The sequence below is a fragment of the Vibrio sp. nBUS_14 genome (assembly GCF_051201655.1).
Classification (GTDB): Bacteria; Pseudomonadota; Gammaproteobacteria; order Enterobacterales; family Vibrionaceae; genus Vibrio.
On record NZ_CP179208.1, the window covers coordinates 51,232 to 73,335 of the forward strand.

Below are 22,104 nucleotides of genomic sequence, written 5' to 3' on the forward strand. Positions count from 1 at the left end.
AGTCTCTTTGTTTTCGGCCGTAGGCCGCTCAGGCGACACCGTCGCCGGTTCTATTGTCCCTTGGCAGGTTTATTGGTTAGAGCGTAAGGTCTGACAACTATAAATGGCACATCCGTCTCATTACGAACACGCGCCTCTGCGTCTTCATAATCCTTGAATCCTGCACGCCCATTAGCAAGCGTTAACGCTATTTTGATCAACCAAGAAGAGCCTCCTGATCCAACACTAGAAATCATCAAGCACCGTGGTTGATTAGGCTGCTTTGCTGCAGCTTTCATTATATTTTCTGTTGCTTTCAACATAATATGTACACCACGACTTGGGTAAGGGTTACCAAGAGTACTGACTACAACATGAGATCCAGAGACAACGGCAGTTACATCTTCGGCATTGGTAGCATCCCCTTCAATAACCTCAACACGATTATCAATATTTAGCTCAAAACTGCTACGTTTTCTAACCAATACTCGTAGGAAGTAGCCAGAATCGAGAGCCATTTTGACAAACTCACGTCCAACCTTCCCAGTAGCACCAAATACAGCAATACATTTATTCTCCGTCATATAGGACCTCTTTTCGATGTTTTAGCTTGACATTGATGTCAATACCTTTGGGTGCACGTGTTGCACCTAACACATATCAGTCAGCGATTTGCACGTATAAAATCACCAAACTCTGTCAAAACGACTCAACCATACCTATGAACAGACTAGCAAGTGTTGTATTTATAAGCAGCCTTTTAGGCACTTTTTGCAACGATAATTGTAAGCGTCTTTAAATCGACTCATTCAATCCTTTTAATAAACGTCGTAACCTTTAACTTTTATCGTTAAAGGTACTCGAAAATGTCTCAGCATAGATCTCAGCAAGAATGGCTACGCCTTGTTCAGAAGTATTACAATAGTGAGCAGTCTGCCGCTCAGTTTTGTTTAGAGCACAATCTTCATCCAAAAACATTTGATAACAACCGTCGCAAACTACACCACTTAGTCAACCTGCCTAAAAAACGAGAAGATTCACTTTCTGAATTCGTTGTTGTTGAAAAAATAGCCATACTAAATACCAAAACCGAGCAACTGCCTCCCTCTACGTTACCTACGGAATTACGCCTTGAAGCGGGAGCATGCTCTCTTCATGTACCTCGTGATGTAGCACCTCAGTGGCTCGGTCTTCTATTGAAGGAGCTTGCTGTTGTATGAAAATGTTCCCTGATATCTCTGTTATCTATCTCCACAAGGCGCCCGTCGATTTTAGAAAGGGCATTAACGGCTTGAGCTTTATTGTTGAACAGAATATGAACCTTAATCCCTTCTCCGAAGCGCTATTCGTCTTCTGTAATCGCACGCGGGATAAGCTCAAAGTTCTCTACTGGCAGCGTAATGGCTTTTGCCTCTGGCAAAAGCGACTCGAAAAAGACAAGTTCGCTTGGCCAAAATTACAAACAGCTCACGCTGTAATTTTGGAATTGGCATTCATCCACAGGTAAACACGTAGTTTTCTGTATTTATAGAATAAAGTTATTATTTTCCAAGTCATCTAGCGTTAGTGGTGATGCTATTGAAGTAATATAGTTGTCTAAATAGATTTCGACATCAGGTGACACAAAGTTATTACCACCATCACTATCTATTTTTAAAGTAATATTTGTGCCATCGTTATTAAACGAAATAAAATTACTCAAGGTATCACCTGGATTGAAACTTAATAACTCTCTTAAATCGACTTGGTCTCCGCCAACACTGGCATCAAAGTCTGTTATCGTATCTGAACCGTCTAACCCTTTATAAACAAAAACATCTCTACTAGCACCACCAGTTAAAATATCATTCCCTTGATTACCATAGATCCAATCATCATCAGTGGTTCCCACTATCGTATCGACTCCAGTGCTACCTTCAGCGACGTAGTTGATACGATCTTTAACCTGAATTGTAATGACTTGAGTTGGGTTCTCATATATATCCGTTTGTAACGTCACCGACAAATTGATTGTCGAATCACTAATATAATCTAAAGTTTCTCCCACTTTAAGTTTCAACTCGTTACCAACCACTTCGAAGCGTGTATCACTCAGCTCCCATTGGTAAGTCGATGTCGTAGCGATATCTACAAAACTAAGCGTCGCAATAGTTTCACCGCCTGAAATATCGTCAAACACTTGATAAGTAAATGGTGGTGTCACGATTACCTGGCCTGTTTGAGATGCGACTCCACTGAGCTTCCAACTCACGACAACGCTACTCATATCGTCAATTTCTACCGCACTAACTATTGGAACGTCGTAGCTATTATTTTTGTTTACACCACTTATGCTTAGCTCCATTTCCTCACCATTAAGCGAGCCATCGGCGTTAAAGTATTGACCACGTAATACGCCTGACGTGTTGTTATTAAAACCACCGTCATACCATGTAATGAAAAAACCACCATTTGATAATGCAATAGTTAATGGTGGTGAGGGCTGCGTTCCCACCTCTTCAACAACCACTCGTGGACTTGGGTCATACGTATCACCGTCTATTACAGCAAACTCAACGACATGATTACTCCTACTTACTTGGCTTATCACAATATCTCCATTGCTAAGCTCTACTATGTTAACATATGGCAAATCACCTTCGTCGCTACCTTGAACAGCGTTCATACCAGCCAAAACAAAATTTGTGGTCCCATTAATGGGGACTTGGGTTCCGTCTGAAGCATAAACTTCATAGACCAGCGAACCAGCATCATCTGAACCAGCGCGTCCATAAAAAGAGATAATGAAGTTACCATTGGAAAGCTCTTGTGTCACTGGCGGCCCGGCATTACTAACGTTATCTACGACTACCCTGCCACTTTCTGCTATTAAAGTATCAGTACTTGCATCGTAATTGAATACTTGGAATTGAACAACTTGGGATACCCCGACTTCACTAACCACAATATTATGATTACCCGAAGCATTTAACTGATTCAAAGATAAAGGAGGAAGGTCAAAGCCATCACTTCCGTGTGGAAAGTCTAGTGCAGTAATCTCTTCATTTTGCAACAGGACACCTTCAGAGTCAAAAATCGCTAAGTAAGGTCTTGCGGTTACATTTCCTCCGCTTGCATTTGAATAATAAGCGACAGCAAAACCGCCATCATTCAATGGTTGAGTGACAGGGCCGGAAAGAACTGAACCAGTATCAGCGATATCAAATTCAGGTCCGGCAGTTTTGAGTTCGGTATCGACAATAACACCCTGCAAATTGTCATTATCACCTACCCAAGTTATCAATACATTATTATTAGTAAGTGTCACTGCGGTCACTGTGTCGACATCGAGACCATCTCGACCACTAACCCCTGTTGTACCGATAGAGATTACGCTTCCTGAAGTATTGCCATCTTCGTCAAAATACTGACCACTCAATTGCCCGGCTGGCGCAAGAGTCCCATTTTCATACCAAACCGTAAAGTATCCGCCACCCATGCCATGTAAGGCAGTATTAATAGGGGGAGAGACATTAGACGTGGTTGATACTTGGCTTTCTGAGAAGCTAACAATTTCAGTAATTTTAGTTGTAGAAGCATCAGTGACTGATACCGTTACTGATTGTGTCTCTTCCTTATAACCAGAGTTCGAAAGGGTCACATCAAAAGTAATACTTGGTTCAGTATCAAAATCTAATGACTGCCCTGCCTTTAGCATTAACTTATCACCAACAACTTCAAATCTCGAGTCAGATACCACCCAAGTATACCCTAATTTAGCATCTCCAGAGCCGTCAAAGGTAAGAGCACCAATCTCAGCTCCAAAAGAGTTGGCTTCACTAACACTCGCTCCCGTTGGCACTGTTACTTGTGTTTGGAGCTCATAACGTTCAGTTGCACCTCTTCCATTTAACAAGTTTAAATCTATAAAGGTATTATCTGCGACGGAAATGGAAATAACACCATCAGACTCAGCAGTGCTCGCCAGTGGGGAAAGCGTCGCAGTGTACTCAACTGTGCCGTCAGGATTTACAGTCTCAGCGCTTAATGCCGTTAAGTTCCCTCCAGTTACGACAATATCACTATCAGTAAACCCTTGAACAGGCTCAGAGAATTGGAATGTTATGGTCGCACTTTCTGATGGAAGGAATATGTTATCTGCGTCATCATCCAGGATGAACAATTGTGGAGGCGTATCAACATCTTTAACAATAGTCTTACTAACAGGAGAAGCTGGATTTCCAGCCTGATCCGAGACACTCGCTTCGACAGGTAGAGCGTTGTTATCTTTTAGTAAAGAGACATCAGCAGTACCTTCAAAAGTTCCATCAGCCTCAACCAAAGCATAATATAGCAACCCACCGATAGAAACCGTTACTGTTTGACCAACCTCAACCCCGGTGGTGGTGCCATCAAAGGTCACGTTCGTTAAATTGGTAGAATCCCCACTATCGATGATGTCGTCGGTCGACACACTCACGCGGTCAATGCTCGGCGCGGTGGTGTCTTTAACAAATTCACCTCCGAACTCTGTCGCCGCATTCCCTGCCACATCACTCACATTCGCAGTAAATGGAAGGTTTGTGCCCGTCAGCCCCGTTAAATCCACCGTGCCGCTGAACGCATTGTCGCTCACCGCCACCAACACGCTTTGCCCCGCAATGTTGACCGTCACCGTCTGACCATTTTCCACATTGCTGGTTGTGCCGTTAAACGTCACGGCGCTCTCTGGGTCCGATAGATTCACGATGTTGTCACCAGAGATCGTCAAATCATCAATACTTGGGGTGGTGGTGCCTTTCGTAAATTTGCCGGTCCCCGTCGCCTCATTACCCGCCGCATCACTCACGCGAGCTTGAGTCGGGATATCGACCCCATCGGCCAACGTACTGAGGTTTACGTTTCCACTGAACGCGTTGCTATTGACCTCGGCCTGCGCAAGGATCCCCCCGATATCGAGGGTCACCGTCTGGCCGTCATCCACCCCGGTGGTGGTACCACTAAAGGTCACGGAATTAAGATTGGTATCGGTGTTGTCAATGACATTATCCCCCGAAACCTTAATGGTCTCCACCGTCGGTGCCGCGCGGTCTTTCACGAAGGTGCTAGTAAAGGTTGGCGCCGCATTCCCTGAGGCATCACTCACGTCCGCCTGCACCGCTAAGGCGGCCCCATCGCTCTGTGTCGTCAAGTCCACCGTGCCACTGAACGCGTTATCGCTCACCGCCACCAATACGCTTTGCCCCGCAATGTTGACCGTCACCGTCTGACCATTTTCCACATTGCGGGTTGTGCCGTTAAACGTCACGGCGCTCTCTGAGTCCGATAGGTTCACGATGTTGTCACCTGAGACCGTCACACCCTCAATCGTCGGCACGGTGCTGCCTTTCGAAATCGTGTCTGGAATCGTGGCGCTTTGGGTCGCCTTATTGCCCGCTCGGTCTGTCACCTCCACATTGACGGGAATACTCGCCCCATCGGCTAAGGTGCTCAAATCGACGGTGCCGCTGAACGCATTACTGAACACTAATGCCGTCACTGTGATGCCACCAATATCTAGCGTCAACGTTTGACCGTCGTCAACCCCAGTGGTGGTGCCTTCAAAAGGCACGGCTGTAACCGTGTCGGTTACCCCAATATTGCCGTCGCCTGAGATCTGCAGAGTGGCAATCGTTGGCGCGGCCGTGTCTTTCACTATGGTGCTGTTAAAGGTTGGCGCCGCATACCCTGAGGCATCACTCACGTCTGCCTGCACCGCTAAGGCAGCCCCATCGCTCTCCGCCGTCAAATCCACCGTGCCGCTGAACGCATTGTCGCTCACCGCCACCAACACGCTTTGCCCCGCAATGTTGACCGTCACCGTCTGACCGTCCTCAACCCCGGTGGTAGTGCCGCTAAAGGCCACCGCCGCCACGTCACTGCTGCTCACTACGTTATCGCTGGACACCACAACGCTGTCTATGCTCGGCGCGGTCGTGTCTTTCGAGATAGTGCCATTAAAGCTTGGCGCCGCATTGCCTGCTGCGTCTTGCACATCAGCCTTGACGGAGATCGCCTTCCCATCGGCTAAGGTGCTCAAGTCGGCGGTGCCGCTGAACGTATTACTGAACACTAACGCCGTCACTGTGATGCCACCAATATCTAGCGTCACTGTTTGACCTTCATCAACCCCAGTGGTGGTGCCTTCAAAGGTCACGCTCGTTAAATTGGTATCCTTACTATCGATGACGCCGTCAGTCGACACCTTCACGCTGACAATGCTCGGCGCAGCCGTGTCTTTCACGAAGGTGCTGTTAAAGGTTGGCGCCACATTACCTAATGCATCACTCACGTCCGCCTGCACCGCTAAGGCGGCCCCATCGACCTCTGTCGTCAAATCCACCGTGCCACTGAACGCATTGTCGCTCACCGCCACCAACGCGCTTTGCCCCGCGATGTTGACCGTCACCGTCTGACCATCATCAACCCCAGTGGTGACACCGCTGAAATTCACAATAAGCAATGTGTCGCTCATATTCACCACGTTATCCGTGGACACCACGACACGGTCTATGCTCGGCGCGGTGGTGTCTTTATCGATGGTGCTATTAAAGGTGGGCGCCGCATTGCCTGCTGCGTCTTGCACATCAGCCTTGACGGGGATCGCCGTCCCATCGGCTAAAGTGCTCAAATTGGCGGTGCCGCTGAACGCGTTACTGAACACTAACGCCGTCACTGGGATGCCACCAATATCTAGCGTCACCGTCTGGCCGTCATCTACCCCGGTGGTGGTGCCATCAAAGGTCACGTTCGTTAAATTGGTAGAATCCCCACTATCGATGATGTCGTCGGTCGACACACTCACGCGGTCAATGCTCGGCGCGGTGGTGTCTTTAACAAATTCACCTCCGAACGTTGTCGCCGCATTCCCTGCCACATCACTCACATTCGCAGTAAATGGAAGGTTTGTGCCCGTCAGCCCCGTTAAATCCACCGTGCCGCTGAACGCATTGTCGCTCACCGCCACCAACACGCTTTGCCCCGCAATGTTGACCGTCACCGTCTGACCATTTTCCACATTGCGGGTTGTGCCGTTAAACGTCACGGCGCTCTCTGGGTCCGATAGATTCACGATGTTGTCACCAGAGATCGTCAAATCATCAATACTTGGGGTGGTGGTGCCTTTCGTAAATTTGCCGGTCCCCGTCGCCTCATTACCCGCCGCATCACTCACGCGAGCTTGAGTCGGGATATCGACCCCATCGGCCAACGTACTGAGGTTTACGTTTCCACTGAACGCGTTGCTATTGACCTCGGCCTGCGCAAGGATCCCCCCGATATCGAGGGTCACCGTCTGGCCGTCATCCACCCCGGTGGTGGTACCACTAAAGGTCACGGAATTAAGATTGGTATCGGTGTTGTCAATGACGTTATCCCCCGAAACCTTAATGGTCTCCACCGTCGGTGCCGCGCGGTCTTTCACGAAGGTGCTAGTAAAGGTTGGCGCCGCATTCCCTGAGGCATCACTCACGTCCGCCTGCACCGCTAAGGCGGCCCCATCGCTCTGTGTCGTCAAGTCCACCGTGCCACTGAACGCGTTATCGCTCACCGCCACCAATACGCTTTGCCCCGCAATGTTGACCGTCACCGTCTGACCATTTTCCACATTGCGGGTTGTGCCGTTAAACGTCACGGCGCTCTCTGAGTCCGATAGGTTCACGATGTTGTCACCTGAGACCGTCACACCCTCAATCGTCGGCACGGTGCTGCCTTTCGAAATCGTGTCTGGAATCGTGGCGCTTTGGGTCGCCTTATTGCCCGCTCGGTCTGTCACCTCCACATTGACGGGAATACTCGCCCCATCGGCTAAGGTGCTCAAATCGGCGGTGCCGCTGAACGCATTACTGAACACTAATGCCGTCACTGTGATGCCACCAATATCTAGCGTCAACGTTTGACCGTCGTCAACCCCAGTGGTGGTGCCTTCAAAAGGCACGGCTGTAACCGTGTCGGTTACCCCAATATTGCCGTCGCCTGAGATCTGCAGAGTGGCAATCGTTGGCGCGGCCGTGTCTTTCACTATGGTGCTGTTAAAGGTTGGCGCCGCATACCCTGAGGCATCACTCACGTCTGCCTGCACCGCTAAGGCAGCCCCATCGCTCTCTGCCGTCAAATCCACCGTGCCGCTGAACGCATTGTCGCTCACCGCCACCAACACGCTTTGCCCCGCAATGTTGACCGTCACCGTCTGACCGTCCTCAACCCCGGTGGTAGTGCCGCTAAAGGCCACCGCCGCCACGTCACTGCTGCTCACTACGTTATCGCTGGACACCACAACGCTGTCTATGCTCGGCGCGGTCGTGTCTTTCGAGATAGTGCCATTAAAGCTTGGCGCCGCATTGCCTGCTGCGTCTTGCACATCAGCCTTGACGGAGATCGCCTTCCCATCGGCTAAGGTGCTCAAGTCGGCGGTGCCGCTGAACGTATTACTGAACACTAACGCCGTCACTGTGATGCCACCAATATCTAGCGTCACTGTTTGACCTTCATCAACCCCAGTGGTGGTGCCTTCAAAGGTCACACTCGTTAAATTGGTATCCTTACTATCGATGACGCCGTCGGTCGACACCTTCACGCTGACAATGCTCGGCGCAGCCGTGTCTTTCACGAAGGTGCTGTTAAAGGTTGGCGCCACATTACCTAATGCATCACTCACGTCCGCCTGCACCGCTAAGGCGGCCCCATCGACCTCTGTCGTCAAATCCACCGTGCCACTGAACGCATTGTCGCTCACCGCCACCAACGCGCTTTGCCCCGCGATGTTGACCGTCACCGTCTGACCATCATCAACCCCAGTGGTGACACCGCTGAAATTCACAATAAGCAATGTGTCGCTCATATTCACCACGTTATCCGTGGACACCACGACACGGTCTATGCTCGGCGCGGTGGTGTCTTTATCGATGGTGCTATTAAAGGTGGGCGCCGCATTGCCTGCTGCGTCTTGCACATCAGCCTTGACGGGGATCGCCGTCCCATCGGCTAAAGTGCTCAAATTGGCGGTGCCGCTGAACGCGTTACTGAACACTAACGCCGTCACTGGGATGCCACCAATATCTAGCGTCACCGTCTGGCCGTCATCTACCCCGGTGGTGGTGCCATCAAAGGTCACGTTCGTTAAATTGGTAGAATCCCCACTATCGATGATGTCGTCGGTCGACACACTCACGCGGTCAATGCTCGGCGCGGTGGTGTCTTTAACAAATTCACCTCCGAATTCTGTCGCCGCATTCCCTGCCACATCACTCACATTCGCAGTAAAGGCTAAGTTTGTGCCCGTCAGCCCCGTTAAATTCACCGTACCGCTGAACGCATTGTCGCTCACCGCCACCAATACGCTTTGCCCCGCAATGTTGACCGTCACCGTCTGACCATTTTCCACATTGCTGGTTGTGCCGTTAAACGTCACGGCGCTCTCTGGGTCCGATAGATTCACGATGTTGTCACCAGAGATCGTCAAATCATCAATACTTGGGGTGGTGGTGCCTTTCGTAAATTTGCCGGTCCCCGTCGCCTCATTACCCGCCGCATCACTCACGCGAGCTTGAGTCGGGATATCGACCCCATCGGCCAACGTACTGAGGTTTACGTTTCCACTGAACGCGTTGCTATTGACCTCGGCCTGCACAAGGATCCCCCCGATATCGAGGGTCACCGTCTGGCCGTTATCCACTCCGGTGGTGGTACCACTAAAGGTCACGGAATTAAGATTGGTATCGGTGTTGTCAATGACGTTATCCCCCGAAACCTTAATGGTCTCCACCGTCGGTGCCGCGCGGTCTTTCACGAAGGTGCTAGTAAAGGTTGGCGCCGCATTCCCTGAGGCATCACTCACGTCCGCCTGCACCGCTAAGGCGGCCCCATCGCTCTGTGTCGTCAAGTCCACCGTGCCACTGAACGCGTTATCGCTCACCGCCACCAATACGCTTTGCCCCGCAATGTTGACCGTCACCGTCTGACCATTTTCCACATTGCGGGTTGTACCGTTAAACGTCACGGCGCTCTCTGAGTCCGATAGGTTCACGATGTTGTCACCTGAGACCGTCACACCCTCAATCGTCGGCACGGTGCTGCCTTTCGAAATCGTATCGCTTTGGGTCGCCTTATTGCCCGCTCGGTCTGTCACCTCCACATTGACGGAAATACTCGCCCCATCGGCTAAGGTGCTCAAATCGGCGGTGCCGCTGAACGCGTTACTGAACACTAACGCCGTCACTGTGATGCCACCAATATCTAGCGTCACCGTCTGGCCTTCTTCGACCCCGGTGGTGGTGCCTTCAAAAGGCACGGCTGTCAACGTGTCGGTTGCCCCAATAATGCCGTCGCCTGAGATCTGCAGAGTGGCAATCGTTGGCGCGGCCGTGTCTTTCACTATGGTGCTGTTAAAGGTTGGCGCCGCATAACCTGAGGCATCACTCACGTCTGCTTGCACCGCTAATGCGGCCCCATCGCTCTCCGCCGTCAAATCCACCGTGCCGCTGAACGCATTGTCGCTCACCGCCACCAACACGCTTTGCCCCGCAATGTTGACCGTCACCGTCTGACCGTCCTCAACCCCGGTGGTAGTGCCGCTAAAGGCCACCGCCGCCACGTCACTGCTGCTCACTACGTTATCGCTGGACACCACAACGCTGTCTATGCTCGGCGCGGTCGTGTCTTTCGAGATAGTGCCATTAAAGCTTGGCGCCGCATTGCCTGCTGCGTCTTGCACATCAGCCTTGACGGAGATCGCCTTCCCATCGGCTAAGGTGCTCAAGTCGGCGGTGCCGCTGAACGTATTACTGAACACTAACGCCGTCACTGTGATGCCACCAATATCTAGCGTCACTGTTTGACCTTCATCAACCCCAGTGGTGGTGCCTTCAAAGGTCACGCTCGTTAAATTGGTATCCTTACTATCGATGACGCCGTCAGTCGACACCTTCACGCTGACAATGCTCGGCGCAGCCGTGTCTTTCACGAAGGTGCTGTTAAAGGTTGGCGCCACATTACCTAATGCATCATTCACGTCCGCCTGCACCGCTAAGGCGGCCCCATCGACCTCTGTCGTCAAATCCACCGTGCCACTGAACGCATTGTCGCTCACCGCCACCAACGCGCTTTGCCCCGCGATGTTGACCGTCACCGTCTGACCATCATCAACCCCAGTGGTGACACCGCTGAAATTCACAATAAGCAATGTGTCGCTCATATTCACCACGTTATCCGTGGACACCACGACACGGTCTATGCTCGGCGCGGTGGTGTCTTTATCGATGGTGCTATTAAAGGTGGGCGCCGCATTGCCTGCTGCGTCTTGCACATCAGCCTTGACGGGGATCGCCGTCCCATCGGCTAAAGTGCTCAAATTGGCGGTGCCGCTGAACGCGTTACTGAACACTAACGCCGTCACTGGGATGCCACCAATATCTAGCGTCACCGTCTGGCCGTCATCTACCCCGGTGGTGGTGCCATCAAAGGTCACGTTCGTTAAATTGGTAGAATCCCCACTATCGATGATGTCGTCGGTCGACACACTCACGCGGTCAATGCTCGGCGCGGTGGTGTCTTTAACAAATTCACCTCCGAATTCTGTCGCCGCATTCCCTGCCACATCACTCACATTCGCAGTAAAGGCTAAGTTTGTGCCCGTCAGCCCCGTTAAATTCACCGTACCGCTGAACGCATTGTCGCTCACCGCCACCAATACGCTTTGCCCCGCAATGTTGACCGTCACCGTCTGACCATTTTCCACATTGCTGGTTGTGCCGTTAAACGTCACGGCGCTCTCTGGGTCCGATAGATTCACGATGTTGTCACCAGAGATCGTCAAATCATCAATACTTGGGGTGGTGGTGCCTTTCGTAAATTTGCCGGTCCCCGTCGCCTCATTACCCGCCGCATCACTCACGCGAGCTTGAGTCGGGATATCGACCCCATCGGCCAACGTACTGAGGTTTACGTTTCCACTGAACGCGTTGCTATTGACCTCGGCCTGCATAAGGATCCCCCCGATATCGAGGGTCACCATCTGGCCGTCATCCACCCCGGTGGTGGTACCACTAAAGGTCACGGAATTAAGATTGGTATCGGTGTTGTCAATGACGTTATCCCCCGAAACCTTAATGGTCTCCACCGTCGGTGCCGCGCGGTCTTTCACGAAGGTGCTAGTAAAGGTTGGCGCCGCATTCCCTAATGCATCACTCACGTCCGCCTGCACCGCTAAGTCCTTCCCATCGCTCACTCCCGTTAAATTCACCGTGCCGCTGAACGCGTCGCCGCTCACGACGGCCGTCACTTCGACGCCCTCGATATCCAGCGTCACCGTCTGACCATCCTCCACATTGCTGGTCGTACCGTTAAACGTCACCTTATCCTCTGGGTCCTCTAGGTTCACGATGTTGTTATCAGAGACCGTCAAATCATCAATACTTGGGGTGGTGGTGCCTTTCGAAATCGTATCGCTTTGGGTCGCCTTATTGCCCGCTCGGTCTGTCACCTCCACATTGACGGGAATACTCGCCCCATCGGCTAAGGTGCTCAAATCGGCGGTGCCGCTGAACGCGTTACTGAACACTAACGCCGTCACTGTGATGCCACCAATATCTAGCGTCACCGTCTGGCCTTCTTCAACCCCAGTGGTGGTGCCTTCAAAAGGCACGGCTGTAACCGTGTCGGTTACCCCAATATTGCCGTCGCCTGAGATCTGCAGAGTGGCAATCGTTGGCGCGGCCGTGTCTTTCACTATGGTGCTGTTAAAGGTTGGCGCCGCATACCCTGAGGCATCACTCACGTCTGCCTGCACCGCTAAGGCAGCCCCATCGCTCTCTGCCGTCAAATCCACCGTGCCGCTGAACGCATTGTCGCTCACCGCCACCAACACGCTTTGCCCCGCAATGTTGACCGTCACCGTCTGACCGTCCTCAACCCCGGTGGTAGTGCCGCTAAAGGCCACCGCCGCCACGTCACTGCTGCTCACTACGTTATCGCTGGACACCACAACGCTGTCTATGCTCGGCGCGGTCGTGTCTTTCGAGATAGTGCCATTAAAGCTTGGCGCCGCATTGCCTGCTGCGTCTTGCACATCAGCCTTGACGGAGATCGCCTTCCCATCGGCTAAGGTGCTCAAGTCGGCGGTGCCGCTGAACGTATTACTGAACACTAACGCCGTCACTGTGATGCCACCAATATCTAGCGTCACTGTTTGACCTTCATCAACCCCAGTGGTGGTGCCTTCAAAGGTCACGCTCGTTAAATTGGTATCCTTACTATCGATGACGCCGTCAGTCGACACCTTCACGCTGACAATGCTCGGCGCAGCCGTGTCTTTCACGAAGGTGCTGTTAAAGGTTGGCGCCACATTACCTAATGCATCACTCACGTCCGCCTGCACCGCTAAGGCGGCCCCATCGACCTCTGTCGTCAAATCCACCGTGCCACTGAACGCATTGTCGCTCACCGCCACCAACGCGCTTTGCCCCGCGATGTTGACCGTCACCGTCTGACCATCATCAACCCCAGTGGTGACACCGCTGAAATTCACAATAAGCAATGTGTCGCTCATATTCACCACGTTATCCGTGGACACCACGACACGGTCTATGCTCGGCGCGGTGGTGTCTTTATCGATGGTGCTATTAAAGGTGGGCGCCGCATTGCCTGCTGCGTCTTGCACATCAGCCTTGACGGGGATCGCCGTCCCATCGGCTAAAGTGCTCAAATTGGCGGTGCCGCTGAACGCGTTACTGAACACTAACGCCGTCACTGGGATGCCACCAATATCTAGCGTCACCGTCTGGCCGTCATCTACCCCGGTGGTGGTGCCATCAAAGGTCACGTTCGTTAAATTGGTAGAATCCCCACTATCGATGATGTCGTCGGTCGACACACTCACGCGGTCAATGCTCGGCGCGGTGGTGTCTTTAACAAATTCACCTCCGAATTCTGTCGCCGCATTCCCTGCCACATCACTCACATTCGCAGTAAAGGCTAAGTTTGTGCCCGTCAGCCCCGTTAAATTCACCGTACCGCTGAACGCATTGTCGCTCACCGCCACCAATACGCTTTGCCCCGCAATGTTGACCGTCACCGTCTGACCATTTTCCACATTGCTGGTTGTGCCGTTAAACGTCACGGCGCTCTCTGGGTCCGATAGATTCACGATGTTGTCACCAGAGATCGTCAAATCATCAATACTTGGGGTGGTGGTGCCTTTCGTAAATTTGCCGGTCCCCGTCGCCTCATTACCCGCCGCATCACTCACGCGAGCTTGAGTCGGGATATCGACCCCATCGGCCAATGTACTGAGGTTTACGTTTCCACTGAACGCGTTGCTATTGACCTCGGCCTGCACAAGGATCCCCCCGATATCGAGGGTCACCGTCTGGCCGTCATCCACCCCGGTGGTGGTACCACTAAAGGTCACGGAATTAAGATTGGTATCGGTGTTGTCAATGACGTTATCCCCCGAAACCTTAATGGTCTCCACCGTCGGTGCCGCGCGGTCTTTCACGAAGGTGCTAGTAAAGGTTGGCGCCGCATTCCCTAATGCATCACTCACGTTCGCCTCGACCGCTAAGTCCTTCCCATCGCTCACTCCCGTTAAATTCACCGTGCCGCTGAACGCGTCGCCGCTCACGACGGCCGTCACTTCGACGCCCTCGATATCCAGCGTCACCGTCTGACCATCCTCCACATTGCTGGTCGTACCGTTAAACGTCACCTTATCCTCTGGGTCCTCTAGGTTCACGATGTTGTTATCAGAGACCGTCAAATCATCAATACTTGGGGTGGTGGTGCCTTTCGAAATCGTATCGCTCTGGGTCGCCTTATTGCCCGCTCGGTCTGTCACCTCCACATTGACGGGAATACTCGCCCCATCGGCTAAGGTGCTCAAATCGGCGGTGCCGCTGAACGCATTACTGAACACTAATGCCGTCACTGTGATGCCACCAATATCTAGCGTCAACGTTTGACCGTCGTCAACCCCAGTGGTGGTGCCTTCAAAAGGCACGGCTGTAACCGTGTCGGTTACCCCAATATTGCCGTCGCCTGAGATCTGCAGAGTGGCAATCGTTGGCGCGGCCGTGTCTTTCACTATGGTGCTGTTAAAGGTTGGCGCCGCATACCCTGAGGCATCACTCACGTCTGCCTGCACCGCTAAGGCAGCCCCATCGCTCTCTGCCGTCAAATCCACCGTGCCGCTGAACGCATTGTCGCTCACCGCCACCAACACGCTTTGCCCCGCAATGTTGACCGTCACCGTCTGACCGTCCTCAACCCCGGTGGTAGTGCCGCTAAAGGCCACCGCCGCCACGTCACTGCTGCTCACTACGTTATCGCTGGACACCACAACGCTGTCTATGCTCGGCGCGGTCGTGTCTTTCGAGATAGTGCCATTAAAGCTTGGCGCCGCATTGCCTGCTGCGTCTTGCACATCAGCCTTGACGGAGATCGCCTTCCCATCGGCTAAGGTGCTCAAGTCGGCGGTGCCGCTGAACGTATTACTGAACACTAACGCCGTCACTGTGATGCCACCAATATCTAGCGTCACTGTTTGACCTTCATCAACCCCAGTGGTGGTGCCTTCAAAGGTCACACTCGTTAAATTGGTATCCTTACTATCGATGACGCCGTCGGTCGACACCTTCACGCTGACAATGCTCGGCGCAGCCGTGTCTTTCACGAAGGTGCTGTTAAAGGTTGGCGCCACATTACCTAATGCATCACTCACGTCCGCCTGCACCGCTAAGGCGGCCCCATCGACCTCTGTCGTCAAATCCACCGTGCCACTGAACGCATTGTCGCTCACCGCCACCAACGCGCTTTGCCCCGCGATGTTGACCGTCACCGTCTGACCATCATCAACCCCAGTGGTGACACCGCTGAAATTCACAATAAGCAATGTGTCGCTCATATTCACCACGTTATCCGTGGACACCACGACACGGTCTATGCTCGGCGCGGTGGTGTCTTTATCGATGGTGCTATTAAAGGTGGGCGCCGCATTGCCTGCTGCGTCTTGCACATCAGCCTTGACGGGGATCGCCGTCCCATCGGCTAAAGTGCTCAAATTGGCGGTGCCGCTGAACGCGTTACTGAACACTAACGCCGTCACTGGGATGCCACCAATATCTAGCGTCACCGTCTGGCCGTCATCTACCCCGGTGGTGGTGCCATCAAAGGTCACGTTCGTTAAATTGGTAGAATCCCCACTATCGATGATGTCGTCGGTCGACACACTCACGCGGTCAATGCTCGGCGCGGTGGTGTCTTTAACAAATTCACCTCCGAATTCTGTCGCCGCATTCCCTGCCACATCACTCACATTCGCAGTAAAGGCTAAGTTTGTGCCCGTCAGCCCCGTTAAATTCACCGTACCGCTGAACGCATTGTCGCTCACCGCCACCAATACGCTTTGCCCCGCAATGTTGACCGTCACCGTCTGACCATTTTCCACATTGCTGGTTGTGCCGTTAAACGTCACGGCGCTCTCTGGGTCCGATAGATTCACGATGTTGTCACCAGAGATCGTCAAATCATCAATACTTGGGGTGGTGGTGCCTTTCGTAAATTTGCCGGTCCCCGTCGCCTCATTACCCGCCGCATCACTCACGCGAGCTTGAGTCGGGATATCGACCCCATCGGCCAACGTACTGAGGTTTACGTTTCCACTGAACGCGTTGCTATTGACCTCGGCCTGCGCAAGGATCCCCCCGATATCGAGGGTCACCGTCTGGCCGTCATCCACCCCGGTGGTGGTACCACTAAAGGTCACGGAATTAAGATTGGTATCGGTGTTGTCAATGACGTTATCCCCCGAAACCTTAATGGTCTCCACCGTCGGTGCCGCGCGGTCTTTCACGAAGGTGCTAGTAAAGGTTGGCGCCGCATTCCCTAATGCATCACTCACGCTCGCCTCGACCGCTAAGTCCTTCCCATCGCTCACTCCCGTTAAATTCACCGTGCCGCTGAACGCGTCGCCGCTCACGACGGCCGTCACTTCGACGCCCTCGATATCCAGCGTCACCGTCTGACCATCCTCCACATTGCTGGTCGTACCGTTAAACGTCACCTTATCCTCTGGGTCCTCTAGGTTCACGATGTTGTTATCAGAAACCGCCACCCCCTCAATCGTCGGAACAGTGCCGCTTTTCGAAATCGTATCGCTCTGGGTCGCCTTGTTGCCCGCTCGGTCTGTCACCTCCACATTGACGGGAATACTCGCCCCATCGGCTAAGGTGCTCAAATCGGCGGTGCCGCTGAACGCGTTACTGAACACTAACGCCGTCACTGTGATGCCACCAATATCTAGCGTCAACGTTTGACCGTCGTCAACCCCAGTGGTGGTGCCACTAAAGGTCACGGCTGTAACATCATCGCCTGGTCTAATATTGCCGTCGTCTGAAATCTTCAGCTCGGTAATCGTTGGCGCGGCGGTGTCTTTCACGATTGTACTCGTAAAAGTTGGCGCCGCATTCCCTAATGCATCACTCACGTCTGCCTGCACCGCTAAGGCGCTACCATCGCTCACTCCCGTTAAATTCACCGTGCCGCTGAACGCATTGTCGCTCACTGCCACCAACGCGCTTTGCCCCGCAATATCAAGGGTCACCGTCTGGCCATCCTCCACCCCAGTAGTGGTGCCGCTAAAGGCCACCGCCGCTGCGTCATCTTCAAGGTTCACCACGTCATCGATGGACACCACAAAGCTGTTTATGCTCGGCGCGCTCGTGTCTTTCGAGATAGTGCTATTAAAGGTGGGCGCCGCATTGCCCGCCACGTCCATCACATCCACCTGAACAGGAAGGGTGGTCCCATCGGCTAAGCTGCTCAAATCGGCGGTGCCGCTGAACGCGTTATCGCTCACCGCCACCAACACGCTTTGCCCAGCAATATCAAGGATCACCGTCTGACCGTCTTCGACCCCAGTGGTGGTGCCGCTAAAGGCCACTGCCGCCACGTCATCCTCAAGGTTCACCACGTTATCGGTGGACACCACAAGGCTATTTATGCTCGGCGCGCTCGTGTCTTTATCGATGCTGCCACTGAAGGTGGGCGCCGCATTCCCTGAGGCATCACTCACGTCCGCCTGCACCGCTAAAGCAGCCCCATCGGCCTGTGCCGTCAAGTCCACCGTGCCGCTGAACGCATTGTCGCTCACCGCCACCAACACGCTTTGCCCCGCAATGTTGACCGTCACCGTCTGGCCGTCTTCGACCCCGGTAGTGGTGCCGCTAAAGGCTACCGCCGCTGTGTCATCTTCAAGGTTCACCACGTCATCGGTGGACACCACAAGGCTGTTTATGCTCGGCGCGCTCGTGTCTTTATCGATGCTGCCACTGAAGGTGGGCGCCGCATTGCCCGCCACGTCCATCACATCCACCTGAACAGGAAGGGTGGTCCCATCGGCTAAACTGCTCAAATCGGCGGTGCCGCTGAACGCGTCACTGCTCACGACCGCCGTTGCTTGGATGCCACCAATATCTAGCGTCACCGTCTGGCCGTCTTCGACCCCGGTGGTGGTGCCGCTAAAGGCAACTGCCGCCACGTCATCCTCAAGGTTCACCACGTTATCGGTGGACACCTCTAGTGTCGCAATCGTTGGCGCTACCGTATCTTTATCGAAATAATGGGTAAATACAGGCGCCGCGTTACCCGCTACGTCCTTTACTTCCCCTATGATCCTTAAACCGCTACCATTGACACGACTTAAATCCACAGTGCCGCTGAACGCGTTATCGCTCACCGTCACCAACACGCTTTGCCCCGCAATATCAAGGGTCACCGTCTGGCCATCCTCCACCCCAGTAGTGGTGCCGCTAAAGGCCACCGCCGCTGCGTCATCTTCAAGGTTCACCACGTCATCGATGGACACCACAAAGCTGTTTATGCTCGGCGCGCTCGTGTCTTTCGAGATAGTGCTATTAAAGGTGGGCGCCGCATTGCCCGCCACGTCCATCACATCCACCTGAACAGGAAGGGTGGTCCCATCGGCTAAGCTGCTCAAATCGGCGGTGCCGCTGAACGCGTTACTGAACACTAACGCCGTCACTGGGATGCCACCAATATCTAGCGTCATCGTCTGACCGTCTTCGACCCCAGTGGTGGTGCCGCTAAAGGCCACTGCCGCCACGTCATCCTCAAGGTTCACCACGTCATCGATGGACACCACAAGGCTGTTTATGCTCGGCGCGCTCGTGTCTTTATCGATGCTGACACTGAAGGTGGGCGCCGCATTCCCTGAGGCATCACTCACGTCCGCCTGCACCGCTAAAGCGGCCCCATCGCTCACTCCCGTCAAGTCCACCGTGCCGCTGAACGCATTGTCGCTCACTGCCACCAACACGCTTTGCCCCGCAATGTTGACCGTCACCGTCTGGCCGTCTTCGACCCCGGTAGTGGTGCCGCTAAAGGCCACCGCCGCTGCGTCATCTTCAAGGTTCACCACGTCATCGATGGACACCACAAGGCTGTTTATGCTCGGCGCGCTCGTGTCTTTATCGATGCTGCCACTGAAGGTGGGCGCCGCATTGCCCGCCACGTCCATCACATCCACATGAACAGGAAGGGTGGTCCCATCGGCTAAACTGCTCAAATCGGCGGTGCCGCTGAACGCGTCACTGCTCACGACCGCCGTTGCTTGGATGCCCCCTATATCAAGGGTCACCGTCTGGCCGTCCTCCACCCCAGTGGTGGTGCCGCTAAAGGCCACTGCCGCCACGTCATCCTCAAGGTTCACCACGTTATCGGTGGACACCACAAGGCTATTTATGCTCGGCGCGCTCGTGTCTTTATCGATGCTGCCACTGAAGGTGGGCGCCGCATTCCCTGAGGCATCACTCACGTCCGCCTGCACCGCTAAAGCAGCCCCATCGGCCTGTGCCGTCAAGTCCACCGTGCCGCTGAACGCATTGTCGCTCACCGCCACCAACACGCTTTGCCCCGCAATGTTGACCGTCACCGTCTGGCCGTCTTCGACCCCGGTAGTGGTGCCGCTAAAGGCTACCGCCGCTGTGTCATCTTCAAGGTTCACCACGTCATCGATGGACACCACAAGGCTGTTTATGCTCGGCGCGCTCGTGTCTTTATCGATGCTGCCACTGAAGGTGGGCGCCGCATTGCCCGCCACGTCCATCACATCCACCTGAACAGGAAGGGTGGTCCCATCGGCTAAACTGCTCAAATCGGCGGTGCCGCTGAACGCGTCACTGCTCACGACCGCCGTTGCTTGGATGCCACCAATATCTAGCGTCACCGTCTGGCCGTCTTCGACCCCGGTGGTGGTGCCGCTAAAGGCCACTGCCGCCACGTCATCCTCAAGGTTCACCACGTTATCGGTGGACACCTCTAGTGTCGCAATCGTTGGCGCTACCGTATCTTTATCGAAATAATGGGTAAATACAGGCGCCGCGTTACCCGCTACGTCCTTTACTTCCCCTATGATCCTTAAACCGCTACCATTGACACGACTTAAATCCACAGTGCCGCTGAACGCGTTATCGCTCACCGTCACCAACACGCTTTGCCCCGCAATATCAAGGGTCACCGTCTGGCCATCCTCCACCCCAGTAGTGGTGCCGCTAAAGGCCACCGCCGCTGCGTCATCTTCAAGGTTCACCACGTCATCGATGGACACCACAAAGCTGTTTATGCTCGGCGCGCTCGTGTCTTTCGAGATAGTGCTATTAAAGGTGGGCGCCGCATTGCCCGCCACGTCCATCACATCCACCTGAACAGGAAGGGTGGTCCCATCGGCTAAACTGCTCAAATCGGCGGTGCCGCTGAACGCGTTATCGTTCACCGCCACCAACACGCTTTGCCCAGCGATATCAAGGGTCACCGTCTGGCCGTCCTCCACCCCAGTGGTGGTGCCGCTAAAGGCCACTGCCGCCACGTCATCCTCAAGGTTCACCACGTCATCGGTGGACACCACAAGGCTGTTTATGCTCGGCGCGCTCGTGTCTTTATCGATGCTGACACTGAAGGTGGGCGCCGCATTCCCTGAGGCATCACTCACGTCCGCCTGCACCGCTAAAGCGGCCCCATCGCTCACTCCCGTCAAGTCCACCGTGCCGCTGAACGCATTGTCGCTCACTGCCACCAACACGCTTTGCCCCGCAATGTTGACCGTCACCGTCTGGCCGTCTTCGACCCCGGTAGTGGTACCGCTAAAGGCCACTGCCGCCACGTCATCCTCAAGGTTCACCACGTCATCGGTGGACACCACAAGGCTGTTTATGCTCGGCGCGCTCGTGTCTTTATCGATGCTGCCACTGAAGGTGGGCGCCGCATTGCCCGCCACGTCCATCACATCCACATGAACAGGAAGGGTGGTCCCATCGGCTAAGCTACTCAAATCGGCGGTGCCGCTGAACGCGTCACTGCTCACGACCGCCGTCGCTTGGATGCCACCAATATCTAGCGTCACCGTCTGGCCGTCTTCGACCCCGGTAGTGGTGCCGCTAAAGGTCACCGCCGCCACGTCATCCTCAAGGTTCACCACGTTATCGCTGGACACCTCCAGCGTCGCAATCGTTGGCACGGTCGCATCTCTATTAGTCGCATCTCTATTGGTCGTATCTTGATTGCTACTGCCATTAGAACTAATTGCTAATGCGGCGATGCCCAGCGATGCAGCGCCAACACCAATTTCTATGATATTGCTTCCAAAAGCAGGGGTACTAGTGAGCAATGAACTAGGGTTATACAGTAATTGCCCCCCTCCTATATCGCTCCCTTGAAGAAGGCTTGAGAGAGAAGGATCATTAACTAATCCAGTTATAAGCTCACTATCGCCTGAAGCATATACCAAACTTTCCCCACTGATTCCTAAGGGCTCCCCGACACTATCAGGAGAGAGAGAAATAGCCTCCCCGGCTCCATCGGGAAGTAGCACTTGACAACTACTTGCCGCTTCTCCAGAACAAACCAAATAGTAATCTTTTATAACGACTTCGCTTCCATCTGCATATTTTAAGATTAAATCATCGCCTTTTCTTATCGCTATCACATTTTTTTTCAGCAAATTGTTACTGTTTACAGCTTCAACAGTTAGAGGCGAATTTTCTAAAGTCGGCGGCAGCTGTTTATCTAAAACAACATAGTTTTGATTTTCTTGAGCATTTA

4 protein-coding genes are annotated in these 22,104 nt (G+C 53.5%); 2 read left to right on the top strand and 2 right to left on the bottom strand.

The features are described from left to right. Positions 1-50 precede the first annotated feature (50 nt). A complete protein-coding gene (locus ACMAZD_RS25900; RefSeq protein WP_435250625.1) occupies positions 51-563 on the bottom strand; it encodes an NAD(P)H-binding protein in 513 nt (170 codons plus the stop codon). A gap of 282 nt (positions 564-845) precedes the next feature. Between ACMAZD_RS25900 and tnpA the strand changes: the two genes are divergently transcribed. Together tnpA and tnpB are read left to right on the top strand one after the other, a co-directional pair. Next, positions 846-1,199 (top strand): IS66 family insertion sequence element accessory protein TnpA, encoded by a 354-nt coding sequence (tnpA, locus tag ACMAZD_RS25905; RefSeq protein WP_435248589.1) that lies wholly within the window; start codon positions 846-848, stop codon positions 1,197-1,199. Beyond that, entirely contained in the window at positions 1,196-1,486 is a 291-nt protein-coding gene (gene tnpB, locus ACMAZD_RS25910) for an IS66 family insertion sequence element accessory protein TnpB (protein ID WP_435250626.1), read from the top strand. The genes tnpA and tnpB overlap by 4 nt, the downstream gene beginning before the upstream one ends. 18 nt (positions 1,487-1,504) lie before the next feature. On the opposite strand, the gene ACMAZD_RS25915 is transcribed toward tnpB, so the two are convergent. Beyond that, the gene (locus tag ACMAZD_RS25915) at positions 1,505-21,790 is read right to left on the bottom strand and encodes a hypothetical protein (protein ID WP_435250627.1); all 20,286 of its coding nucleotides are present in this window, start codon (positions 21,788-21,790) and stop codon (positions 1,505-1,507) included. Between the last annotated feature and the right edge of the window lie 314 nt (positions 21,791-22,104).

Excerpts from the sequence above, each read along its gene's own strand:
- tnpA (WP_435248589.1), top strand. The coding sequence starts at position 846 with ATGTCTCAGCATAGATCTCAGCAAGAATGGCTACGCCTTGTTCAGAAG.
- ACMAZD_RS25900 (WP_435250625.1), bottom strand. The coding sequence starts at position 563 with ATGACGGAGAATAAATGTATTGCTGTATTTGGTGCTACTGGGAAGGTT.
- tnpB (WP_435250626.1), top strand. The coding sequence starts at position 1,196 with ATGAAAATGTTCCCTGATATCTCTGTTATCTATCTCCACAAGGCGCCC.